This is a genomic window from Shouchella clausii, from assembly GCF_002250115.1.
In the GTDB taxonomy this organism is placed as follows: domain Bacteria; phylum Bacillota; class Bacilli; order Bacillales; family Bacillaceae_D; genus Shouchella; species Shouchella clausii.
The window spans coordinates 3,021,305-3,038,307 of record NZ_CP019985.1 but is presented as its reverse complement, the minus strand read 5'-3'; the positions used below and the strand labels follow the sequence as shown (position 1 = coordinate 3,038,307).

The 17,003-nt window shown below is 45.5% G+C and carries 13 protein-coding genes; all 13 read right to left on the bottom strand.

All coding sequences use genetic code 11. The features are described 5' to 3' along the window. Window positions 1-4: 4 nt before the first annotated feature. Entirely contained in the window at window positions 5-1,144 is a 1,140-nt protein-coding gene (gene spoVID, locus BC8716_RS14565) for a stage VI sporulation protein D (protein ID WP_157730447.1), read from the bottom strand. 228 nt (window positions 1,145-1,372) lie between these two features. After that, on the bottom strand, window positions 1,373-2,665 hold the full coding sequence (gene hemL, locus BC8716_RS14560; protein ID WP_094426786.1) for a glutamate-1-semialdehyde 2,1-aminomutase: 1,293 nt from the start codon (window positions 2,663-2,665) through the stop codon (window positions 1,373-1,375). A gap of 4 nt (window positions 2,666-2,669) precedes the next feature. Beyond that, window positions 2,670-3,647: a porphobilinogen synthase gene (hemB, locus tag BC8716_RS14555; protein WP_094426783.1), complete on the bottom strand. Its 978-nt coding sequence runs from the start codon at window positions 3,645-3,647 to the stop codon at window positions 2,670-2,672. After that, on the bottom strand, window positions 3,644-4,402 hold the full coding sequence (locus BC8716_RS14550) for a uroporphyrinogen-III synthase (RefSeq protein ID WP_094426780.1): 759 nt from the start codon (window positions 4,400-4,402) through the stop codon (window positions 3,644-3,646). Before BC8716_RS14550 ends, hemB begins: the two co-directional genes overlap by 4 nt. Further along, window positions 4,399-5,334: a hydroxymethylbilane synthase gene (gene hemC / locus BC8716_RS14545; protein ID WP_094426778.1), complete on the bottom strand. Its 936-nt coding sequence runs from the start codon at window positions 5,332-5,334 to the stop codon at window positions 4,399-4,401. The genes BC8716_RS14550 and hemC overlap by 4 nt, the downstream gene beginning before the upstream one ends. Window positions 5,335-5,345: 11 nt before the next feature. Further along, complete coding sequence (gene ccsA, locus BC8716_RS14540) at window positions 5,346-6,161, bottom strand: cytochrome c biogenesis protein (RefSeq protein WP_094426775.1); 816 nt, start codon at window positions 6,159-6,161, stop codon at window positions 5,346-5,348. A 16-nt stretch (window positions 6,162-6,177) separates the two neighbouring features. Continuing rightward, window positions 6,178-7,542, bottom strand: coding sequence for a glutamyl-tRNA reductase (gene hemA / locus BC8716_RS14535; RefSeq protein ID WP_094426773.1), 1,365 nt, complete (start codon window positions 7,540-7,542; stop codon window positions 6,178-6,180). 206 nt (window positions 7,543-7,748) lie between these two features. Beyond that, the gene (yihA, locus tag BC8716_RS14530; RefSeq protein ID WP_094426771.1) at window positions 7,749-8,342 is read right to left on the bottom strand and encodes a ribosome biogenesis GTP-binding protein YihA/YsxC; all 594 of its coding nucleotides are present in this window, start codon (window positions 8,340-8,342) and stop codon (window positions 7,749-7,751) included. Further along, window positions 8,339-10,666, bottom strand: a complete 2,328-nt coding sequence (gene lon / locus BC8716_RS14525) for an endopeptidase La (RefSeq protein WP_094426769.1) — start codon at window positions 10,664-10,666, stop codon at window positions 8,339-8,341. The genes yihA and lon overlap by 4 nt, the downstream gene beginning before the upstream one ends. 208 nt (window positions 10,667-10,874) lie before the next feature. Continuing rightward, entirely contained in the window at window positions 10,875-12,542 is a 1,668-nt protein-coding gene (lonB, locus tag BC8716_RS14520; protein ID WP_094426767.1) for an ATP-dependent protease LonB, read from the bottom strand. 157 nt (window positions 12,543-12,699) lie between these two features. Continuing rightward, entirely contained in the window at window positions 12,700-13,971 is a 1,272-nt protein-coding gene (clpX, locus tag BC8716_RS14515) for an ATP-dependent protease ATP-binding subunit ClpX (RefSeq protein WP_011247479.1), read from the bottom strand. 344 nt (window positions 13,972-14,315) lie between these two features. Beyond that, window positions 14,316-15,620, bottom strand: coding sequence for a trigger factor (gene tig / locus BC8716_RS14510; RefSeq protein ID WP_094426765.1), 1,305 nt, complete (start codon window positions 15,618-15,620; stop codon window positions 14,316-14,318). 109 nt (window positions 15,621-15,729) lie between these two features. Next, window positions 15,730-16,788 (bottom strand): tetratricopeptide repeat protein, encoded by a 1,059-nt coding sequence (locus BC8716_RS14505; RefSeq protein WP_094426762.1) that lies wholly within the window; start codon window positions 16,786-16,788, stop codon window positions 15,730-15,732. Between the last annotated feature and the right edge of the window lie 215 nt (window positions 16,789-17,003).

Genomic DNA, 17,003 nt, shown 5'->3' with positions numbered 1-17,003 from the left:
CTGCCTACTTCGCTTTCACAGGTATATAGAGAATTTGCCCTTCCGATACCTGTTCATCAGCTAAATTGTTATAGCGTGTCAATTGGCTTGCAGACAGTTCATACCGCTCCGCAATCGTGTCAAGCGTTTCATTTTCTTGAATGATGCACATTTTCCACTTTGTAAATTGCTCAACTTCATTTCTGAGCATGCTCGTCAAATACGTCGCATTTTCTTCTCGCTCCCCTTTTTGATCTTGCTCTTCAAGTGCTACTTCTTCTAGTTCTTGGTCATCGCCTGCTAGCGCTTCTTCCTGCTGCTGAGATTCCTCATAACGAATCTCTTCTGCTCCGGCTTCTATCCCCTCATCTTCAGTCGTTTCCACTGACGCTTCTTTCTCTTGTTCAACGTCCCATTCATTTTCTGTTGACCTTGGCAACACCGGCTCAGAAGGCGGTGATGTTTCATGTTTATTTTCAAGTGCTGCTTCCAAAGCGGCAGAGATGTCCAACACTTGCTCTCTATCTTCTTGGGCATTTTCTGCGCCAGCTGGTGCTGTTTGTTGTTCCTCGGATTCAACTGTTGGTTTTTGCACAATCGGCTCTTCTCCGTCAGGATCCTTGTAAGCAGTGAAAGAAAAAGCCGTTTCTTCCGCTTCTTCCGCATCTTGTTCTTCCTGTTCGAGCTCACGGTCATCTGCATCAGCTTCCTGCTTTTCCGCTTTCATGCCGCTAATGCTCACGTCAGCCGTCAATTGAATACAGCCTTTCTCTGGCAGATCATAGTCAAAGCTGGCAATTTCCACAAAAATATCGTCAATATGTTGAATTCTAGCCATCGGGATTGTAATATCAATTGGAAACAAATGCTCAATCTCGCCAACTTCCCCTTCATGCTCAGTCAATTGGCCAGATTGGCGGAAATCGCTCAAGTCAGCAAATGATTCGCCATCATCAATGCGCTTTTCTTCTTCTACACCACGGTCAATTTTGTACTCACCGACAAAACGTAGTCCACCCTTAATCGTTACATGCTCGCCGTCTTGATCGACAAAGATCTCTGGCGTTAAGGTCATGCCAAGAATTTCGTCAATTTGTTGCCCTTGGTTCAGCCATACGGAATCTTCTATGGAAAAGGTTAACGTCGATGATTGCTCCTGCGCCACTCTAATTCCCCCTTCTCAAATGTCCTAAAAACGTTGTACACTATAACGTTTATGACACAGTTTCCGTGAATATGCGTGGCCTCGGTCTATTTAAATCGTTAATGGAGTCCAAGCTTGATGAAAAACAGGAGGTAAGAGGAGCTGCCTGTTTATAAGCAATGGTTGGCACCCATACAAAAAAACCAGTTGGCAACTATGCTCAACTGGTTTTTGCAAATGAATGCTTGTTTATTTCGCGGCGATTGCTTGAAAGACTCGCTCTGCTGCTGCAATGGTCGCCTCAATATCTTCGTTTGAGTGGGCCGTCGATAAAAACAACCCTTCAAACTGCGATGGGGCAAGAGATATGCCCTCTGCCAACATTCCGCGGAAATAGGCAGCAAACAAATCCAAGTCGGACGTCTGCGCTTTTTCAAAGTTATACACGCGCTCGTCTGTAAAGAATAAGCCAATCATCGAACCAGCACGGTTAATCGAATGGGGAATGCCATGCTTGTTCGCTGCGGCTGAAAGACCAGCTTCTAAACGCTCTGCTTTACGAGCAAACTCATTGTAATCTGCTTTTGTAAGCTGTGAAAGTGTGTAATAACCTGCCGTCATAGCAAGGGGATTTCCAGAAAGGGTTCCTGCTTGGTAAATCGGACCGCTTGGGGCGATTTGCTCCATAATTTCCCGTTTGCCGCCAAAGGCGCCGACAGGGAGACCACCGCCGATTACTTTCCCAAGGCATGTAAGGTCAGGCGTTACGCCAAATTCCCCTTGTGCACACGTATAACCAACACGGAAGCCAGTCATGACTTCATCAAAAATAAGGAGCGTACCGTTTTCTTCCGTCCATGTTCGCAATGTTTCTAAGAAGCCTGGTTCTGGAGGAACAACTCCCATATTCCCTGCGACTGGCTCGACAATGACGGCTGCCAAATCATCTCCAAACGTCTCAAATACATAGCGGACGCTCTCCAAATCATTGTAATGCACCGTCAATGTATTTTGGGCTACACTTTCTGGAACACCTGGACTATCAGGGAGGCCCAGTGTTGCCACACCAGAACCTGCTTTAATTAACAGTGAGTCGCCATGTCCATGGTAACAGCCGACAAATTTTAAAATTTTGTTACGCCCTGTATAGCCCCGTGCTAGACGCAATGCGCTCATTGTCGCCTCCGTCCCCGAATTGACCATCCGGACAACGTCAATTGAAGGAACACGCTCGATGACAAGTTTGGCAAGCCTCGTTTCATATTCATGGGGAGCACCAAAACTTGTCCCCAGTTCTGTTGCTTTTTTTAACTCTTCGACGACAACGTCATTGGCATGTCCTAAAATGAGCGGCCCCCAAGACAGGACATAATCAATGTATTCATTCCCGTCAATGTCTTTTATCTTTGCGCCTTTCCCCTCTTTCATGTAAACCGGGTTCATGCCTACTGATTTAAATGCCCGCACCGGGCTGTTCACTCCGCCTGGCATGAGCGGCTGTGCTTCTTTAAATGCTTCAATCGACTTTGTCCAATTTCCCATGCTTTCAGCTCCCTTTTAGCCAGTTGGCTACATCTTTGGCATGATAAGTCAAAATCAAGTCTGCTCCTGCCCGCTTCATGCTGATTAATGTTTCCATTACCATTGCTTTTTCATCGATCCAGCCATTTTGAGCGGCCGCTTTTACCATTGCATATTCGCCGCTCACGTTATAAGCGACAAGCGGCATGCCTGTTTCATTTTTGACTTCGCGGACAATATCCAGATAGGAGAGTGCAGGCTTGACAATTAAAAAGTCGGCTCCTTGCTCTACGTCTGAACGGGCTTCTCGCAAAGCTTCTTCACGGTTGGCAGCATCCATTTGGTACGTTTTGCGGTCGCCAAAAGCAGGAGCGCTATTAGCAGCATCACGGAACGGGCCATAAAACGCAGAAGCATATTTCACGGCATAAGACATAATTGGAATATCGGTAAAACCAGCCTCATCCAATCCGTTGCGGATCGCATAAACAAAGCCGTCCATCATGTTGGATGGGGCAATGATGTCAGCCCCTGCTTCTGCTTGGGAAACAGCCGTTTTCGTAAGCAACGCTAAACTTTCATCGTTTAGAACATCGCCTTCTTTCACCAGTCCGCAATGGCCGTGGTCCGTAAACTCGCATAAACAAGTATCAGCAATCACGACCATATTTGGAAACGTATGCTTTACTTGCCGAATCGCACGCTGGACGATGCCTTCTTCCGCATACGCTTGTGAACCACAAGCATCTTTTTCTGATGGGACACCAAATAGAATAATAACCGGGATCCCTAGCCTTTCCACTTCCCCCACTTCTTCATTTAGGCGATCAAGTGAAAACTGATAGACCCCTGGCATCGACGGCACTTCCGTCTTTTTGTTTTTCTCTTCTGTTACAAAAAGCGGATAAATCAAATCATCAGCTTGTAATGTCGTTTCCCGAACCATGCGGCGAATCGCGTCACTTTGGCGTAAACGGCGGTGGCGCATAAATGGTTGGTTCATCGTTTCATCCCCCCGATATCGTTTAAAATCGTATCAATTAGCCCTTTAACCGTATATTCGCTAGCAGTCACTAGAGGAGATAGTCCACATTGCTTTGCTGCTCGGGCTGTGACTGGGCCAATGCAGGCAATCGTTTCGGCGCGAATTCCAGCTGCAGGTGCGACATTGGCGTAATGCACGGCCGCTGAAGTGCTTGTCAGCGTAACGTAATCAAATGTCTTTTGTTCTAAACGTTTCGCCTGTTCCCCAGCACCGGCAGGGCATATTGTATCGTATACGATCATTTCTGTAACAATGACCTGTCTGTCTGATGATGAAAGGATGTCGTACACCGTTCTTTTAGCCAGTTGTCCCTTTACAACCAATACATCCGAACGTGGAGCAAGCAATGGAACCAACTCTTTTGCGAGCGCTTCACCTGTATATTCACTCGGAATAAAATCGCAGTGTAGCCCCTGGTCTTCAAGAAGTTGTGCTGTTTTTGGGCCAACCGCCGCTACTTTTGCCGTAAATGGCTGCCCTTTATACAGGTCAAAAAAAGCACGCACGCCATTTGCGCTCGTAAAGACAACCCAAGCAAACTGGTGTAAATGAGCAAATGTTTCACTAAGTGCCGGTGTCAAATTCCTTGTCACGCATTGAATGAGCGGCAAAGAATGAGGTATAGCGCCTAAAGCAGCTAGCTCGGCTGCCCACCTTTCGTTTTGCCGCTCATCTCTCGTAATGAGAATATGTTTCCCCTTTAGCGGTTTCATGACCCTTCCAATTCGCTCCTGACCTTTTCAAGAATGGCTCCAGCCCCTTGCGCAGTCAACAGGCTAGACACCTCTTTCCCTAGCTCCTCCGCAACCATTCCACTTTTTGCTTCTTTTAGTATCGTTTTGCCGTCAGGAGAACCGACAAGCCCTGTCAGGAATACTGCGCCATCCTCAAGCACCGTTGCATACCCGCCAATCGGCACTTGGCAACCGCCGTTCATTTCCTTTAAAAAGGCACGTTCAGCCAAAACGGCTTTTCCTGTTTCTTCATGGTGCAGCTTTGCTAACAGTTCCGTTGTTTCCACGTCGTCCACACGGCATTCAAGCCCTAGCGCCCCTTGGCCAATCGCAGGCAAGCATACGTCTTTGTCTAAGTATTCGGTAATGATGTCCTCGTCATAGCCAAGCCGCTTTAACCCAGCTGCAGCCAAGACGATCGCCGAAAAATCTTCCTCTTTTAATTTGCGCAAACGGGTCTCCACATTGCCCCGTATCCATTTTACTTGCACATCTGGGCGCCTATGTAAAATTTGCGCAGAACGCCGTAAGCTGCTTGTACCGACAATTGCACCAGCTGGAAGCTCGTCCAGTGTGTGGCCATCTTCGCTCACAAGCACATCCCGTGGATCTTCTCGCTCTGTAATCGCAGCAAGAGTGAATTCTTCCAACAGTTCGGACGGCACATCTTTCATTGAGTGGACGGCAACATCAATTTCCCCAGAGCGGAGCGCTGCTTCAATTTCTTTAACAAACAACCCTTTCCCGCCTACTTTTGATAACGTCACGTCGAGAATACGGTCGCCCTTCGTCACAATTTCTTTCACTTCAAACTCATAGGGAACGCCAAGCTGTTTAAGCTGCTCAATGACCCAATGTGTTTGCGTTAACGCCAATTTGCTTCGGCGTGTGCCAATCACAATCTTTCGCATGTGCTCCTCCTTTATAACCATGTGTGAAAATCTGTATAACGACCGCTAACAATATAGTTAACGAGCAAAACGGCGAAAGCGCCTATATTAAGCCAAATCGACCGATAGCCTTTTCCGACAATTGCAAGCCGCAAATAAAAATAAAGCCCGTAAGCGGCAAGAACGCACAATGACCAAATCGTTTTTGCATCCGTCCACCAAATATGGTCATATTGGCTAATTGACCAAACGACGCCCCAGATGACGCCGACTAAGTAAAACGGAAAACTGGCCACAGATGCGAAGTATGAAAACTTCTCCGTTTGTGGCAGCGAATCTAGGCGAATGAGCCGCTTTCCCCATAGCCGTCGCTTCAAAAGCTGGTGCGCAAGCAAATAGAGCACTGCAGCAGCGGCCGCAACAGTAAAACCTGTGTAGGAAAGCAAAATAAACACAACATGCATGACAAGCAGTTCCGAGGCAAGCAAATCCATCGTTGCTTGTGTCACGTCACCAGAAGGGACGAATAAGCTGCCTGACATAACGGCAAAACCAAGGACATTCAGGACGAACACTAAAAAGGCCATTTTCACTTTCCAATTAATGAAGAGCGAAACGGTCACAATCGACCATGCATAAAAAAACAGCCCTTCAAACGGAGTAATTAAAGGGAGTCGGTCCAATTCAAACATCCGCATAACGAAGTAGACAGTTTGTAAACCCCACACAAACAAAAGCAACCAAAAGGCAATTCGGTTGGCTTTTTGGTTGTTAGTCAAAAAGTCGATAAAATATCCAATTAAGCTCAAACTATAGAGCAAGACGGTGATTGGATAAACGAAATCCATTGGCACTCACCACGCCCTATGTCCGCAACGCCATGTCTTGATTTAAGGAAGGGCGCTGCCCTTCTTTCCAAGATTGTTCCGCATGATCAGCTTCTGCCTTTTCGGCAAGCTCTATTTGTGCTTCAAGGGCGAAAATCGTCTTAAACAACTCAAGGGAATGCTTGGCATCCGGCTCAGCTGCAAGCTCTTTCACTCTCGTCAACGGATCGCGGAGCAATTGATTGACAATGCTTTTCGTATGTTTGTTCAACACTTTTATGTCACGTTCTGATAAGTGAGGAAGCTTTCGCTCAATGCTTTCCATTGTATCGCCTTGGATTTGCAATGCTTTCTCACGCAAGGCTGTAATAAGAGGCACCACCCCTAGTGTGTTTAGCCATGCTTTAAAGTCATCGATCTCTGCCTCAATCATAACACCGATTTTTTCAGCCTCTTTTTTGCGCTCTTTTTTATTGGCTTCAACAATGTTCTGTAAGTCATCAATGTCGTATAAGTAAACGTCGCTAATTGTTGCAATTTCCGGGTCAATATCCCGTGGCACTGCGATATCAATCGCAAACAGCGGCCTGCCTTTCCGTTTTTTAAGGGCAGCTGCGGCATTTTCCTTTTTGACAACAAAGTCGCGGGCCCCCGTGGAGCTAATCACAACATCTGCTTCTTTTAAAGCATCATTCAATTCAGCAAAAGAGCGAGCCGTTCCAGAAAACTGGCTTGCCAGTTCCACCGCTTTTTCTTTTGTCCGGTTCATGACACTAATGGAAGCAGCCCCATTCGAATAAAGATGTTTGGCCGTCAGTTCGCTCATTTTTCCAGCGCCTAAAATAAGCACATGTTTTCCTGAAAACGTGCCGAAAATTTTCTTTCCCAGTTCTACGCCTGCATAGCTAACAGAAACGGCTTGTGAAGAAATTTCCGTTGACGAGTGCACACGTTTGCCGAGCGTAACCGCTTGTTTAAATAGCTGGTTAAACACAGTGCCTGTGACTTTCTCTTCTTGGGCAAGCAAAAATGCCTGCTTCACTTGTCCAAGAATTTGCGTTTCGCCGATCACCATAGAGTCTAAACCACAAGCAACGCGGAAAAGGTGTTCAATGGCATGGTCATTTTCACGGATAACCAAATACGGCGTTACGTCTTCCATATCGACAGAAAACCACTCTGCCAAAAATGCTTTTGCAAAATAGCGCCCAGTATGAAGCTGATCTGCGACTACATACAGTTCAGTCCGGTTGCAAGTAGAAAGGATAACGCATTCCATCATGCTTTTAGATGAGCGAAGCTTCTTGAGTGCATCTGGAAGCTCGTGTTCGCTAAATACTAGTTTTTCCCGTATTTCTACTGGGGCTGTTTTATAATTTAATCCTATTGCGATCGTATGCATGTCATAGCCCCCTAAAGGTCGATCCAATTCTAGTTTCTCTACTTTACTATGCCCAAAATTGATTATAACATGTCTTAATTATAACATGTCTAAATAAGGACTCAAAAACATTTTGTGAACAAACAAAGAAAACGCTCTTATTTTGAATGAATGTAATCTAGGCTTGATCACTTGCAAAAAAAGCAGTGGAAGTTTTACTCCACCGCTCATTCGGTTACTCTTAAATGATTCAAAATCGTTCGCCAAGCCTCGTCCTTGCCGAGTCCAGTTGCAGAAGAAAATAATAGCAACGGGTCACTTGCCTCTTTGTCCAACATTTTGGCAATGGCCGTTAACTGCTTCTGCCATTTTCCTTTTGGTATTTTATCAGCTTTTGTGGCGACCAAAATGACAGGAATGCCGTAATGCTTCATCCAATTGTACATAAGTTGGTCGTCTTCAGATGGGCGATGGCGAATATCAACGAGTTGCAGCACGGCTTTTAGCTCTTCTCGCTCAGACAAATACGTTTCAATCATTTTGCCCCAAGCAGCTCGTTCTGTTTTTGAGACTTTGGCATATCCATAGCCTGGAACATCGACAAAGTAAAGGCGTTCGTTAATTTCATAGAAATTGAGCGTTTGTGTTTTGCCTGGTTGGCCTGACGTACGGGCAAGCCCTTTCCGGTTTAGCATTTTGTTGATGAAAGAAGACTTGCCGACGTTAGAACGGCCGGCAAGGGCAAGTTCAGGAAGCTGGTTCTTTGGATATTGCTCTGCTTTTACAGCGACATGCGCTAGTTCTGCCTTTGTTACTTTCATTGGGTTTCCTCTTTCAATGCAACTTTCAATACTTCATCCAAATGGGAGACAGAAACAATGTTTAATTCCTTTCTGACACTTTCTGGAATATCATCGACATCCCGTTCATTGTCTTTCGGAATAATGATCGTCCTAATGCCAGCCCGATGAGCACTCATTGCTTTTTCTTTTAAGCCGCCAATCGGCAACACTCGGCCACGCAATGTAATCTCGCCAGTCATGCCGACTTCGCGGTCGACTTTTCTTCCAGTCAGTGCAGATATAAGTGCTGTCGCCATTGTAATCCCTGCTGAAGGGCCATCTTTCGGAGTCGCCCCTTCAGGTACGTGGATGTGTATGTCTGTCTTTTCATTAAACCCAGGATCAATCTCAAGCTCTTCAGACCGTGACCGGATATAGCTGAAGGCTGCTTGGGCCGATTCCTTCATGACATCACCAAGTTTGCCCGTTAGCGTCAGCTTGCCTTTTCCAGGAACTGCAGAAACCTCAATTGCCAGCGTTGTCCCGCCAGCAGATGTATAAGCAAGGCCAGTCGCCGCGCCAACTTGGTCTTCCACTTCCGCCATCCCATAGCGAAAACGCGGTTTGCCTAGCATCGTTTCCACCATTTTTTCCGTAAGGACGACACGCTTTCTTTCATTCATCACAATCATTTTCGCCGCTTTGCGGCATAGCGTTGCCAGCTGCCGTTCAAGACCGCGCACACCTGCTTCTCGAGTATAGTAGCGGATTACCTTTTTAATGGCTTCAGGTCTTGCTTGAAACGTACTCTTTTTCAACCCGTGCTCGCTCACTTGTTTCGGCAACAAGTAGCTTTGGGCAATCTCTAACTTTTCCAGCTCGGTATAGCCTGGGATTGAGATGATTTCCATTCGGTCAAGCAGAGGCCCAGGGATTGTGCCAATATTATTTGCCGTTGTCACAAACATCACCTTCGAAAGGTCATAAGCTTCTTCAAGGTAATGGTCGCTAAATGTACTGTTTTGTTCAGGGTCTAACACTTCAAGCAAAGCAGATGCTGGATCGCCCCTAAAATCTTGGGCCATCTTATCGATTTCATCGAGGAGAAATACTGGATTGATCGTCCCTGCTCGTTTCATTCCTTGGATGAGACGGCCTGGCATCGCCCCGACGTATGTGCGGCGGTGGCCGCGAATTTCTGCTTCGTCACGTACGCCACCTAGTGACATACGTACAAACTCCCGGTTTAATGAGCGGGCAATGGAACGGGCCAGTGACGTTTTGCCGACTCCAGGTGGTCCGGCTAAGCACAGAATCGGACCTTTCATGCTTTTTGTCAGTTGGCGCACGGCCAAATACTCAAGAACGCGCTCTTTCACTTTATCAAGTCCGTAATGGTCTTCATTCAAAATCGCTTCGGCGCGACCGACGTCAAGCTCATCTTCTGTTTCGTTTTTCCATGGAAGTTGGATGAGCCAATCCAAATACGTTCTTAAAATCGAGCTTTCCCCCGCATTGGCTGGCATTTTTTCATATCGACCTAGTTCTTTGATCGCTTTTTCATACACATGTTCAGGCATGCCAGCTGCATCAATTTTTTCACGGAGCTCGGCAATCTCCCCCGTTCGCCCTTCACGGTCGCCTAATTCCTTCTGAATCGCCTTCATTTGCTCACGCAAGTAATATTCTTTTTGCGTTTTCTCCATAGCCTTTTTGACGCGCTGGCCAATTTTCCGTTCAAGACCAAGCACTTCTTGTTCATTGCCTAATCGTTCAATCAGTTTATGGAGCCTTTTGTTGACATCAATCAACTCAAGCAATTCTTGCTTTTGCGTTAGTTTCAACGTTAAGTTCGCAGCAACGATGTCCGAAAACAATTCAGGGTCTGTTGTTTCTCTAAGGGAATTAACCGTTTCTTGTGAAGCTCGTTTCGATTGTTTGGCAAATTGCTCATACATCGATAAAAGCGTGCGCATCAATGCTTCTGATTCAATATCGCCTTCCCGTTTTACTTCAAATAAGGACACATCGACAACTAAGACATCGCCATAATCTTTAAAAGAAGTGATTTCTCCTCGTTGGATCCCTTCCACTTGGATTCTGACAGTGCCGTTTGACAATTTTGACGCTTGGTTTATTTTCGCAAATGTTCCTATTTTATACAAATCCTCTTGTTGAGGGTCATCTAACGTCGTTTCTTTTTGGGTGGCCAAAAATAAGTGATGGCCATTGCTTTTCGCTTCCTCTAACGCTTTGACAGATTTTTCGCGTCCAACGTCTAAGTGCATGATCGTGCCTGGAAAAATAAGCACACCACGCAAAGGAAGGAGCGGAACACGTCGTTCCGAACGAATTTCACCCATCCGTCATACACCTCCGCACAGTCTTCTCTAGAAGCCTTAATCCTATTTGTTTTACCAGTGTATCCGAATGCAAGAAAAGATAATACTGTTTTCTTGCGTTCAAGCACACAACGCTTAGAGCGCCACTCAAATGATTGACGCTCTGTCATTTACATCATTCTACTCATTCAACTTATTTTAGCTTACTTACGCGCCCTTTGTCTAATACTTAGATTGGAGAAGGATCGTATCCCATTGCAGACGCTGGAATCGCCTCTGTTTCAATTTTTTCCTCTACGAGCGCAAGCTCAAGGACTTCATCAAACGTTTTCACGGGATGAATGGTAATGCCTTCTATTGTTTTCAAGAGCGCTTGTTCATTTTCTTTCGGAATAATAATCCGTTTGGCTCCAGCTTGCTTTGCCGCCTTCACTTTTGCAATTACGCCGCCAATCGGTCGAACTTTCCCATGAACACTTAATTCCCCTGTCATCGCAACTTCGTTTGAAACAGCCGTTTGTTTAATACCCGAATAAATGCCAGTGGCAATGGCAATCCCTGCAGACGGGCCATCAACAGGCGTACCCCCTGGGAAATTGACATGAATATCGTAGTCGCTAGTCGGCAGCCCTTTCCGCTTCAAAACCGTAATGACATTTTCAACGGACGACCGGGCCATGCTTTTTCGTTTAATTGAACGCATTTGCGAACCGGACTGTTCTTCTTCGGCAATTCCTGTGATCGTCAGCGTACCATTCCCTGCCCGCTCTTGTACAAGCACTTCAATTTCCAGAAGGGCGCCGCTATTTGGCCCTGTTACTGCCAAGCCATTGACGAGGCCAACAGCAGGCTGTTCGTGGATGCGCCGTTCTGGCCGTGGCGACATTTGGCTCGAATGGAGAACCCATTCAATATCGTGCTTTTCAATGGAAGTGCGTTTATCTGCTCGGGCGGCTCCTACCGCAATTTGGACGACATTGACCGTTTCCCGGCCATTGGTAGCATAGTCAGCAACCTTTTTGGCTGCATCGTCTGTTAACGCCATGCCCGCTTTATCAGCGGCTCTTTTCGCAATTTCCACAATTTCATCAGGATCAAGAGCCCGGAAAAACACTTCCAGACAGCGAGAACGAATGGCTGGAGGCATTTCTTCTGGCTGCCGCGTCGTCGCAGCGACTAGGCGAAAATCAGCAGGAAGCCCCCTTTTGAAAATATCGTGTATGTGAGAAGGGATTTGCTCGTTTTCCGAACTGTAATAAGCGCTCTCTAAAAACACTTTTCGATCCTCAAGCACCTTTAACAGCTTATTCTGCTGGATTGTATGAAGTTCGCCGATTTCATCGATAAACAAAATACCGCCGTGTGCTTTTGTAACAGCCCCTGGCTTTGGTTGAGGGATGCCAGCTTGTCCCATTGAGCCCGCCCCTTGGTATATCGGGTCGTGTACAGAACCAATAAGAGGATCAGCAATGCCTCGTTCATCAAAACGGGACGTCGCACCATCCAATTCAACAAAAGCAGCAGTTGAGCGAAACGGCGAGTCTGCTTGGCGTTTCGCCTCGTCAAGAACTAAGCGCGCTGCTGCTGTTTTCCCGACCCCTGGAGGACCATAAATGATTACATGCTGGGGGTTTGGCCCGCATAGCGCCATACGAAGCGTTTTTAACCCATCTTCCTGACCAACCACTTCCGACAAATGCTTAGGTCTCACTTTTTCAGCGAGGGGCTCTGTCAAGCGAATGTCACGAAGCCTCTTCATTTTCTCCAATTCCACTTTCGATTCTTTATCAAGATATGTTTTTTGGCTACGTTGGCTTTTTAACAAATTCCAAAAGTAAACACCAATGATGATTCCAAAAAACAGTTGTACAAACAAGGCAATGGTTGCAAAGCCCATAATTTCCTTCCTCCCTAATAGATGAATGATGCTGTTAGTATTTCCTAGAGCGTTTTCGTTAACCGAAAAACAACACGCTCATTTTTTCCAATTTCAATTGCATCTTTAGAGGAAGGAAGCGTAAAAACCCTCCGGCAAACTGCCGGAGGGGGGCTTGCTATGCGCTTTCTTTCGGTTTATCCAATGTTAGTTCAGTGCCGTCTGCTGATTTTAAAATCGGCGGTGCGTCATCCGTCACACATGCACCATGGATGATGCATTTGACTGCATCTTCTCGTGACGGCAAATCAAACATAACGTCGAGCATGATGCCTTCAATAATGGAGCGAAGCCCGCGAGCGCCTGTTTTACGTTCAATTGCTTTATTGGCAATTTCTCGCAACGCGTCTTCGGTAAATTCAAGCTCCACGTCATCAAGCTCTAGAAGTTTTTGATACTGCTTAACAAGCGCATTTTTTGGCTTTGTCAAAATTTCAACGAGCGCATCTGTGTCAAGCGGCGACAAGCTTGAAATGATTGGCAAACGACCAATAAACTCTGGGATTAAGCCAAAGCGCAGCAAATCTTCTGGAAGCACTTTTGATAAATATTCACCTGGCTTCAAATCATCTTGCTTGGCATCGTCGGTACCAAAACCAATTACTTTCTTTCCAAGGCGCCGTTTAATGATTTGTTCGATCCCATCAAACGCCCCTCCACAAATAAAGAGGACATTGGTTGTATCAATTTGAATAAATTCTTGGTGTGGATGCTTGCGGCCGCCTTGAGGAGGGACGCTTGCCGTTGTTCCCTCTAGAATTTTAAGCAATGCTTGTTGTACCCCTTCACCAGAGACATCCCGTGTAATCGATGGGTTTTCTGACTTGCGTGCAACTTTGTCAATTTCATCGATGTAAATAATGCCTTTTTCAGCCTTTTCCACATCATAATCGGCCGCTTGGATCAGCTTTAGCAAAATGTTTTCTACGTCTTCCCCGACATAACCGGCTTCGGTAAGCGAGGTGGCGTCCGCAATCGCGAACGGAACATTCAAAATCCGCGCTAGCGTTTGTGCGAGCAACGTTTTCCCGCTTCCTGTTGGCCCGATTAAGGTGATATTGCTTTTTGAAAGCTCTACATCTTCAGACCTAGACATGGAATTAATCCGTTTGTAATGGTTATAAACCGCTACAGAAAGGGATTTTTTTGCCTCTCTTTGTCCAATGACATAGTCATCCAAAATAGAGCAAATTTCATTAGGCTTTGGGATTTCTTCAATTTCTACTTCTTCATCTGTGCCTAATTCTTCTTCTACAATTTCTGTGCACAGTTCAATGCACTCATCACATATATACACACCAGGGCCAGCTACGAGCTTTCGAACTTGATCCTGAGTTTTTCCACAAAACGAACATTTTAATTGGCCTTTTTCTTCGTTAAATTTAAACATGCCCTCACCCCTTACAGGATATTGTTTTCTGTTGCTTGAGGAGCTCAAACAAAGAAAATCATTAACGTCAAATCATTGTAGCATATCCGCCGTTAACACTCTAGAAAAATGCTTTTTATGTACGTATTTTGCCATTTGACTTAATTGTGGACTTAAAAAGGAATTGATCACTCCCTTCGCCACATTATAATACTATTCAAGCAAACGATGCAAAAACCCTTTAAAATTTGCCTAGTTCCAGCATGTTCAATATCGGAACAGAACATACTAAAAATATGGAGAAAGGCATGGAACAATTCCATGCCAAGTTCACATACAAAGGCAGTATGAGGCTCGTGCCGCCCTTATGATTCTGTTGTTACTTCTTTGCTGTTATCGACAAGCACGTCAATCGCTTTGCGCAGTTTCAGATCGCCTTTTACATTGTCTGTGCCGCCTTGGGCAGCGAGCAATGCTTTGATTTCCTCCACTGAACGCTGGTACATATCAGCCATTTTTTGGAATTCTTCTTCAATCTCTTCTTCGCTTACTTCGACATTTTCCGCTTCTGCAATTGCTTCGAGTGTCAAGTTTACACGAACGCGCTTTTCAGCATCCTCTTTAAATTGATTGCGCATGTCTTCTTCCGTTTGCCCAGAGAACTGGAAGTACATATCCAAGTTCATTCCTTGCGCTTGTAGACGCTGACCAAATTCTTGCAACATACGGTCTGTTTCCGTTTCGATCATCGCTTCTGGCACATTGATGTCTGCTTGTTCAGCAGCTTTTTCAAGCAGTGAATCACGGACGGCATTTTCAGAAGCCGTTTTCTTTTGCTCTTCCAATGTAGAACGCAATTCGTTCTTTAGTTCGTCCAATGTTTCTACTTTCTCATTCACATCTTTTGCAAACTCATCATCAAGTTCAGGCAACTCTTTGCGCTTAATGTCATGCACTTTCACTTTGAATGTCGCAGGCTTTCCTGCAAGTTCTTCTGCGTGGTATTCTTCTGGGAATGTGACTTCGACATCTTTTTCTTCCCCTGCTTTCAAGCCGACAAGCTGTTCTTCAAATCCAGGGATAAAGGAATTTGAGCCGATTTCCAATGAATAATTCTCAGCCGTGCCGCCTTCAAATGCTTCTCCATCTACATAGCCAGCAAAATCAATGACAGCTGTATCGCCATTTGTGATTTCACCATCTTCAATAACAATGAGTTCTGCATGTTGTTCTTGTAGCTTTTTAAGCTCAGCTTCTACATCCTCATCGGTTACGTCTGTGCTCGGCACTTCCACTTCAAGGCCTTTGTAATCACCAAGCTTGACTTCAGGCTTTACTGTAACGGTAGCTTTAACGATAAGCGGTTCGTTTTTGCCAATGCTTTCTACATCGATTTCAGGCCGATCTACAGGATAGATGCCTGTTTCATCGACAGCGTTTGCGTAAGCTTCTGGCAACAGAATGTCAATCGCGTCTTGGTAAAGCGATTCAACGCCAAACTGTTTTTCAAATAGGCCACGAGGCACTTTTCCTTTACGAAAACCAGGGACATTCACTTTCTGTACCACTTTTTTAAACGCTTTATCTAAAGCATCATTGACTTTATCTGCTTCGACTTCAATTGTTAAGACGCCTGTGTTATCTTCTGTTTTTTCCCATTTTGCAGACATGTTCTTATTCCCTCCAGCACTAAAATAGCAAAATCATTTCTCACGTTTTTGACAACCATTCCATTATAACATAAAGGCGCCATCTTTCAATCAGTTGCTTACTAAAATCTTATGTATGGAACCATTGGTTTTGATCTTGCGACTCAAGGAGAATATCCTTTTCCAACGCTTCGATTTCATTTGAAGCACATAGCACATCAAACCGTTTGCAGCCATAACAATCAACCATGTCCTCTTCATCTGTTTCTAAGCCAAGCTGTTCAGCAGCAACTAAATGGAAAGCACATGCCCATGCTTTTGGATTCGGCGGATCTGGTAAGAAAGGATACGTGATCAATAAGTATGTATGGTGTAGCTGTCTTGCCATTTGCAAAAGCACCGGGTCTTCCTGTTCAAGTTGTTCTTCCAAAGCTTGACGAATCGCTTTGTCTATGTCCCGTTCTCCTGGTATCGACAATTCGGCTGGTTGCACTTCCATGCTCCGCTCTTCCTTCTTAATGACGATCGGCATCCGATCATTCCAATCATGCAAGAGTACAAGGGCATACGTGCGCATAAGTGCCTTGGCGTTTTCATCGGCTGCTAACTCGCGTACGTCTTTCAGTAACGCCTTCACATTGAGCTGCTTCACCGTTTGCAATGCTTTCCATTTTGCTGGCTCATTCGTTGCATGAAGGCCAGCACGCAACTCCAACTCTGTTTCTTTTTTATGTTCTTCATCTAAGAGAGAGGCGTCATATGCTTGTGAGCTCGACATTTGCCTACTGAAATGGAGAAGTTCATAAAAGGTTTCTGCATGTTCAGATGGCAGCCGGTTTTCGCTGAGAACTGTTTCCAACAAGTGGACGACTTCCTCATAACGCGACAGCTGTACAAGCAAAGACACATGGACTTGCAGCGTTTCGTAGTAATCGCCAATGCCTTCGTGTAATAGTGCTTTTGTTTTTTCTACCGCTTCCTCTTGACGATTTAACTCAATCAAACTTAGTACTACGCCAAAACGAGCTTGGGCGCTCGTCGGCTCATACGTTTCCGCTTGTGAAAAAAGCTGGAGCGCTTTTTGGCCATTTTTTCGTTTTAATTCATCCATGCCTTCCTCTACAAGCCGTTTCACAACTCCTGGAAAAAGGATGATGTTTTGTGGTTCGTGGTGATGTTCATTCGTCAATGCAATCGCCCGCTTTCTGCCCGATTCCTTTAATGTATCACGGCTCCTCTATCTTATACAAATCCCCATGTACTCCTATTCGCTATTCCTTCCCTATTCCCTTTTAAATCAAACTTAATCAAAGAAAGCCCCCAAAAGGGGACTTTCACAGACTCTAGACAAACACTACATAGGAGAAAGCCCTAGTGAATGGACTCTGTATGGAACAGAGCTCC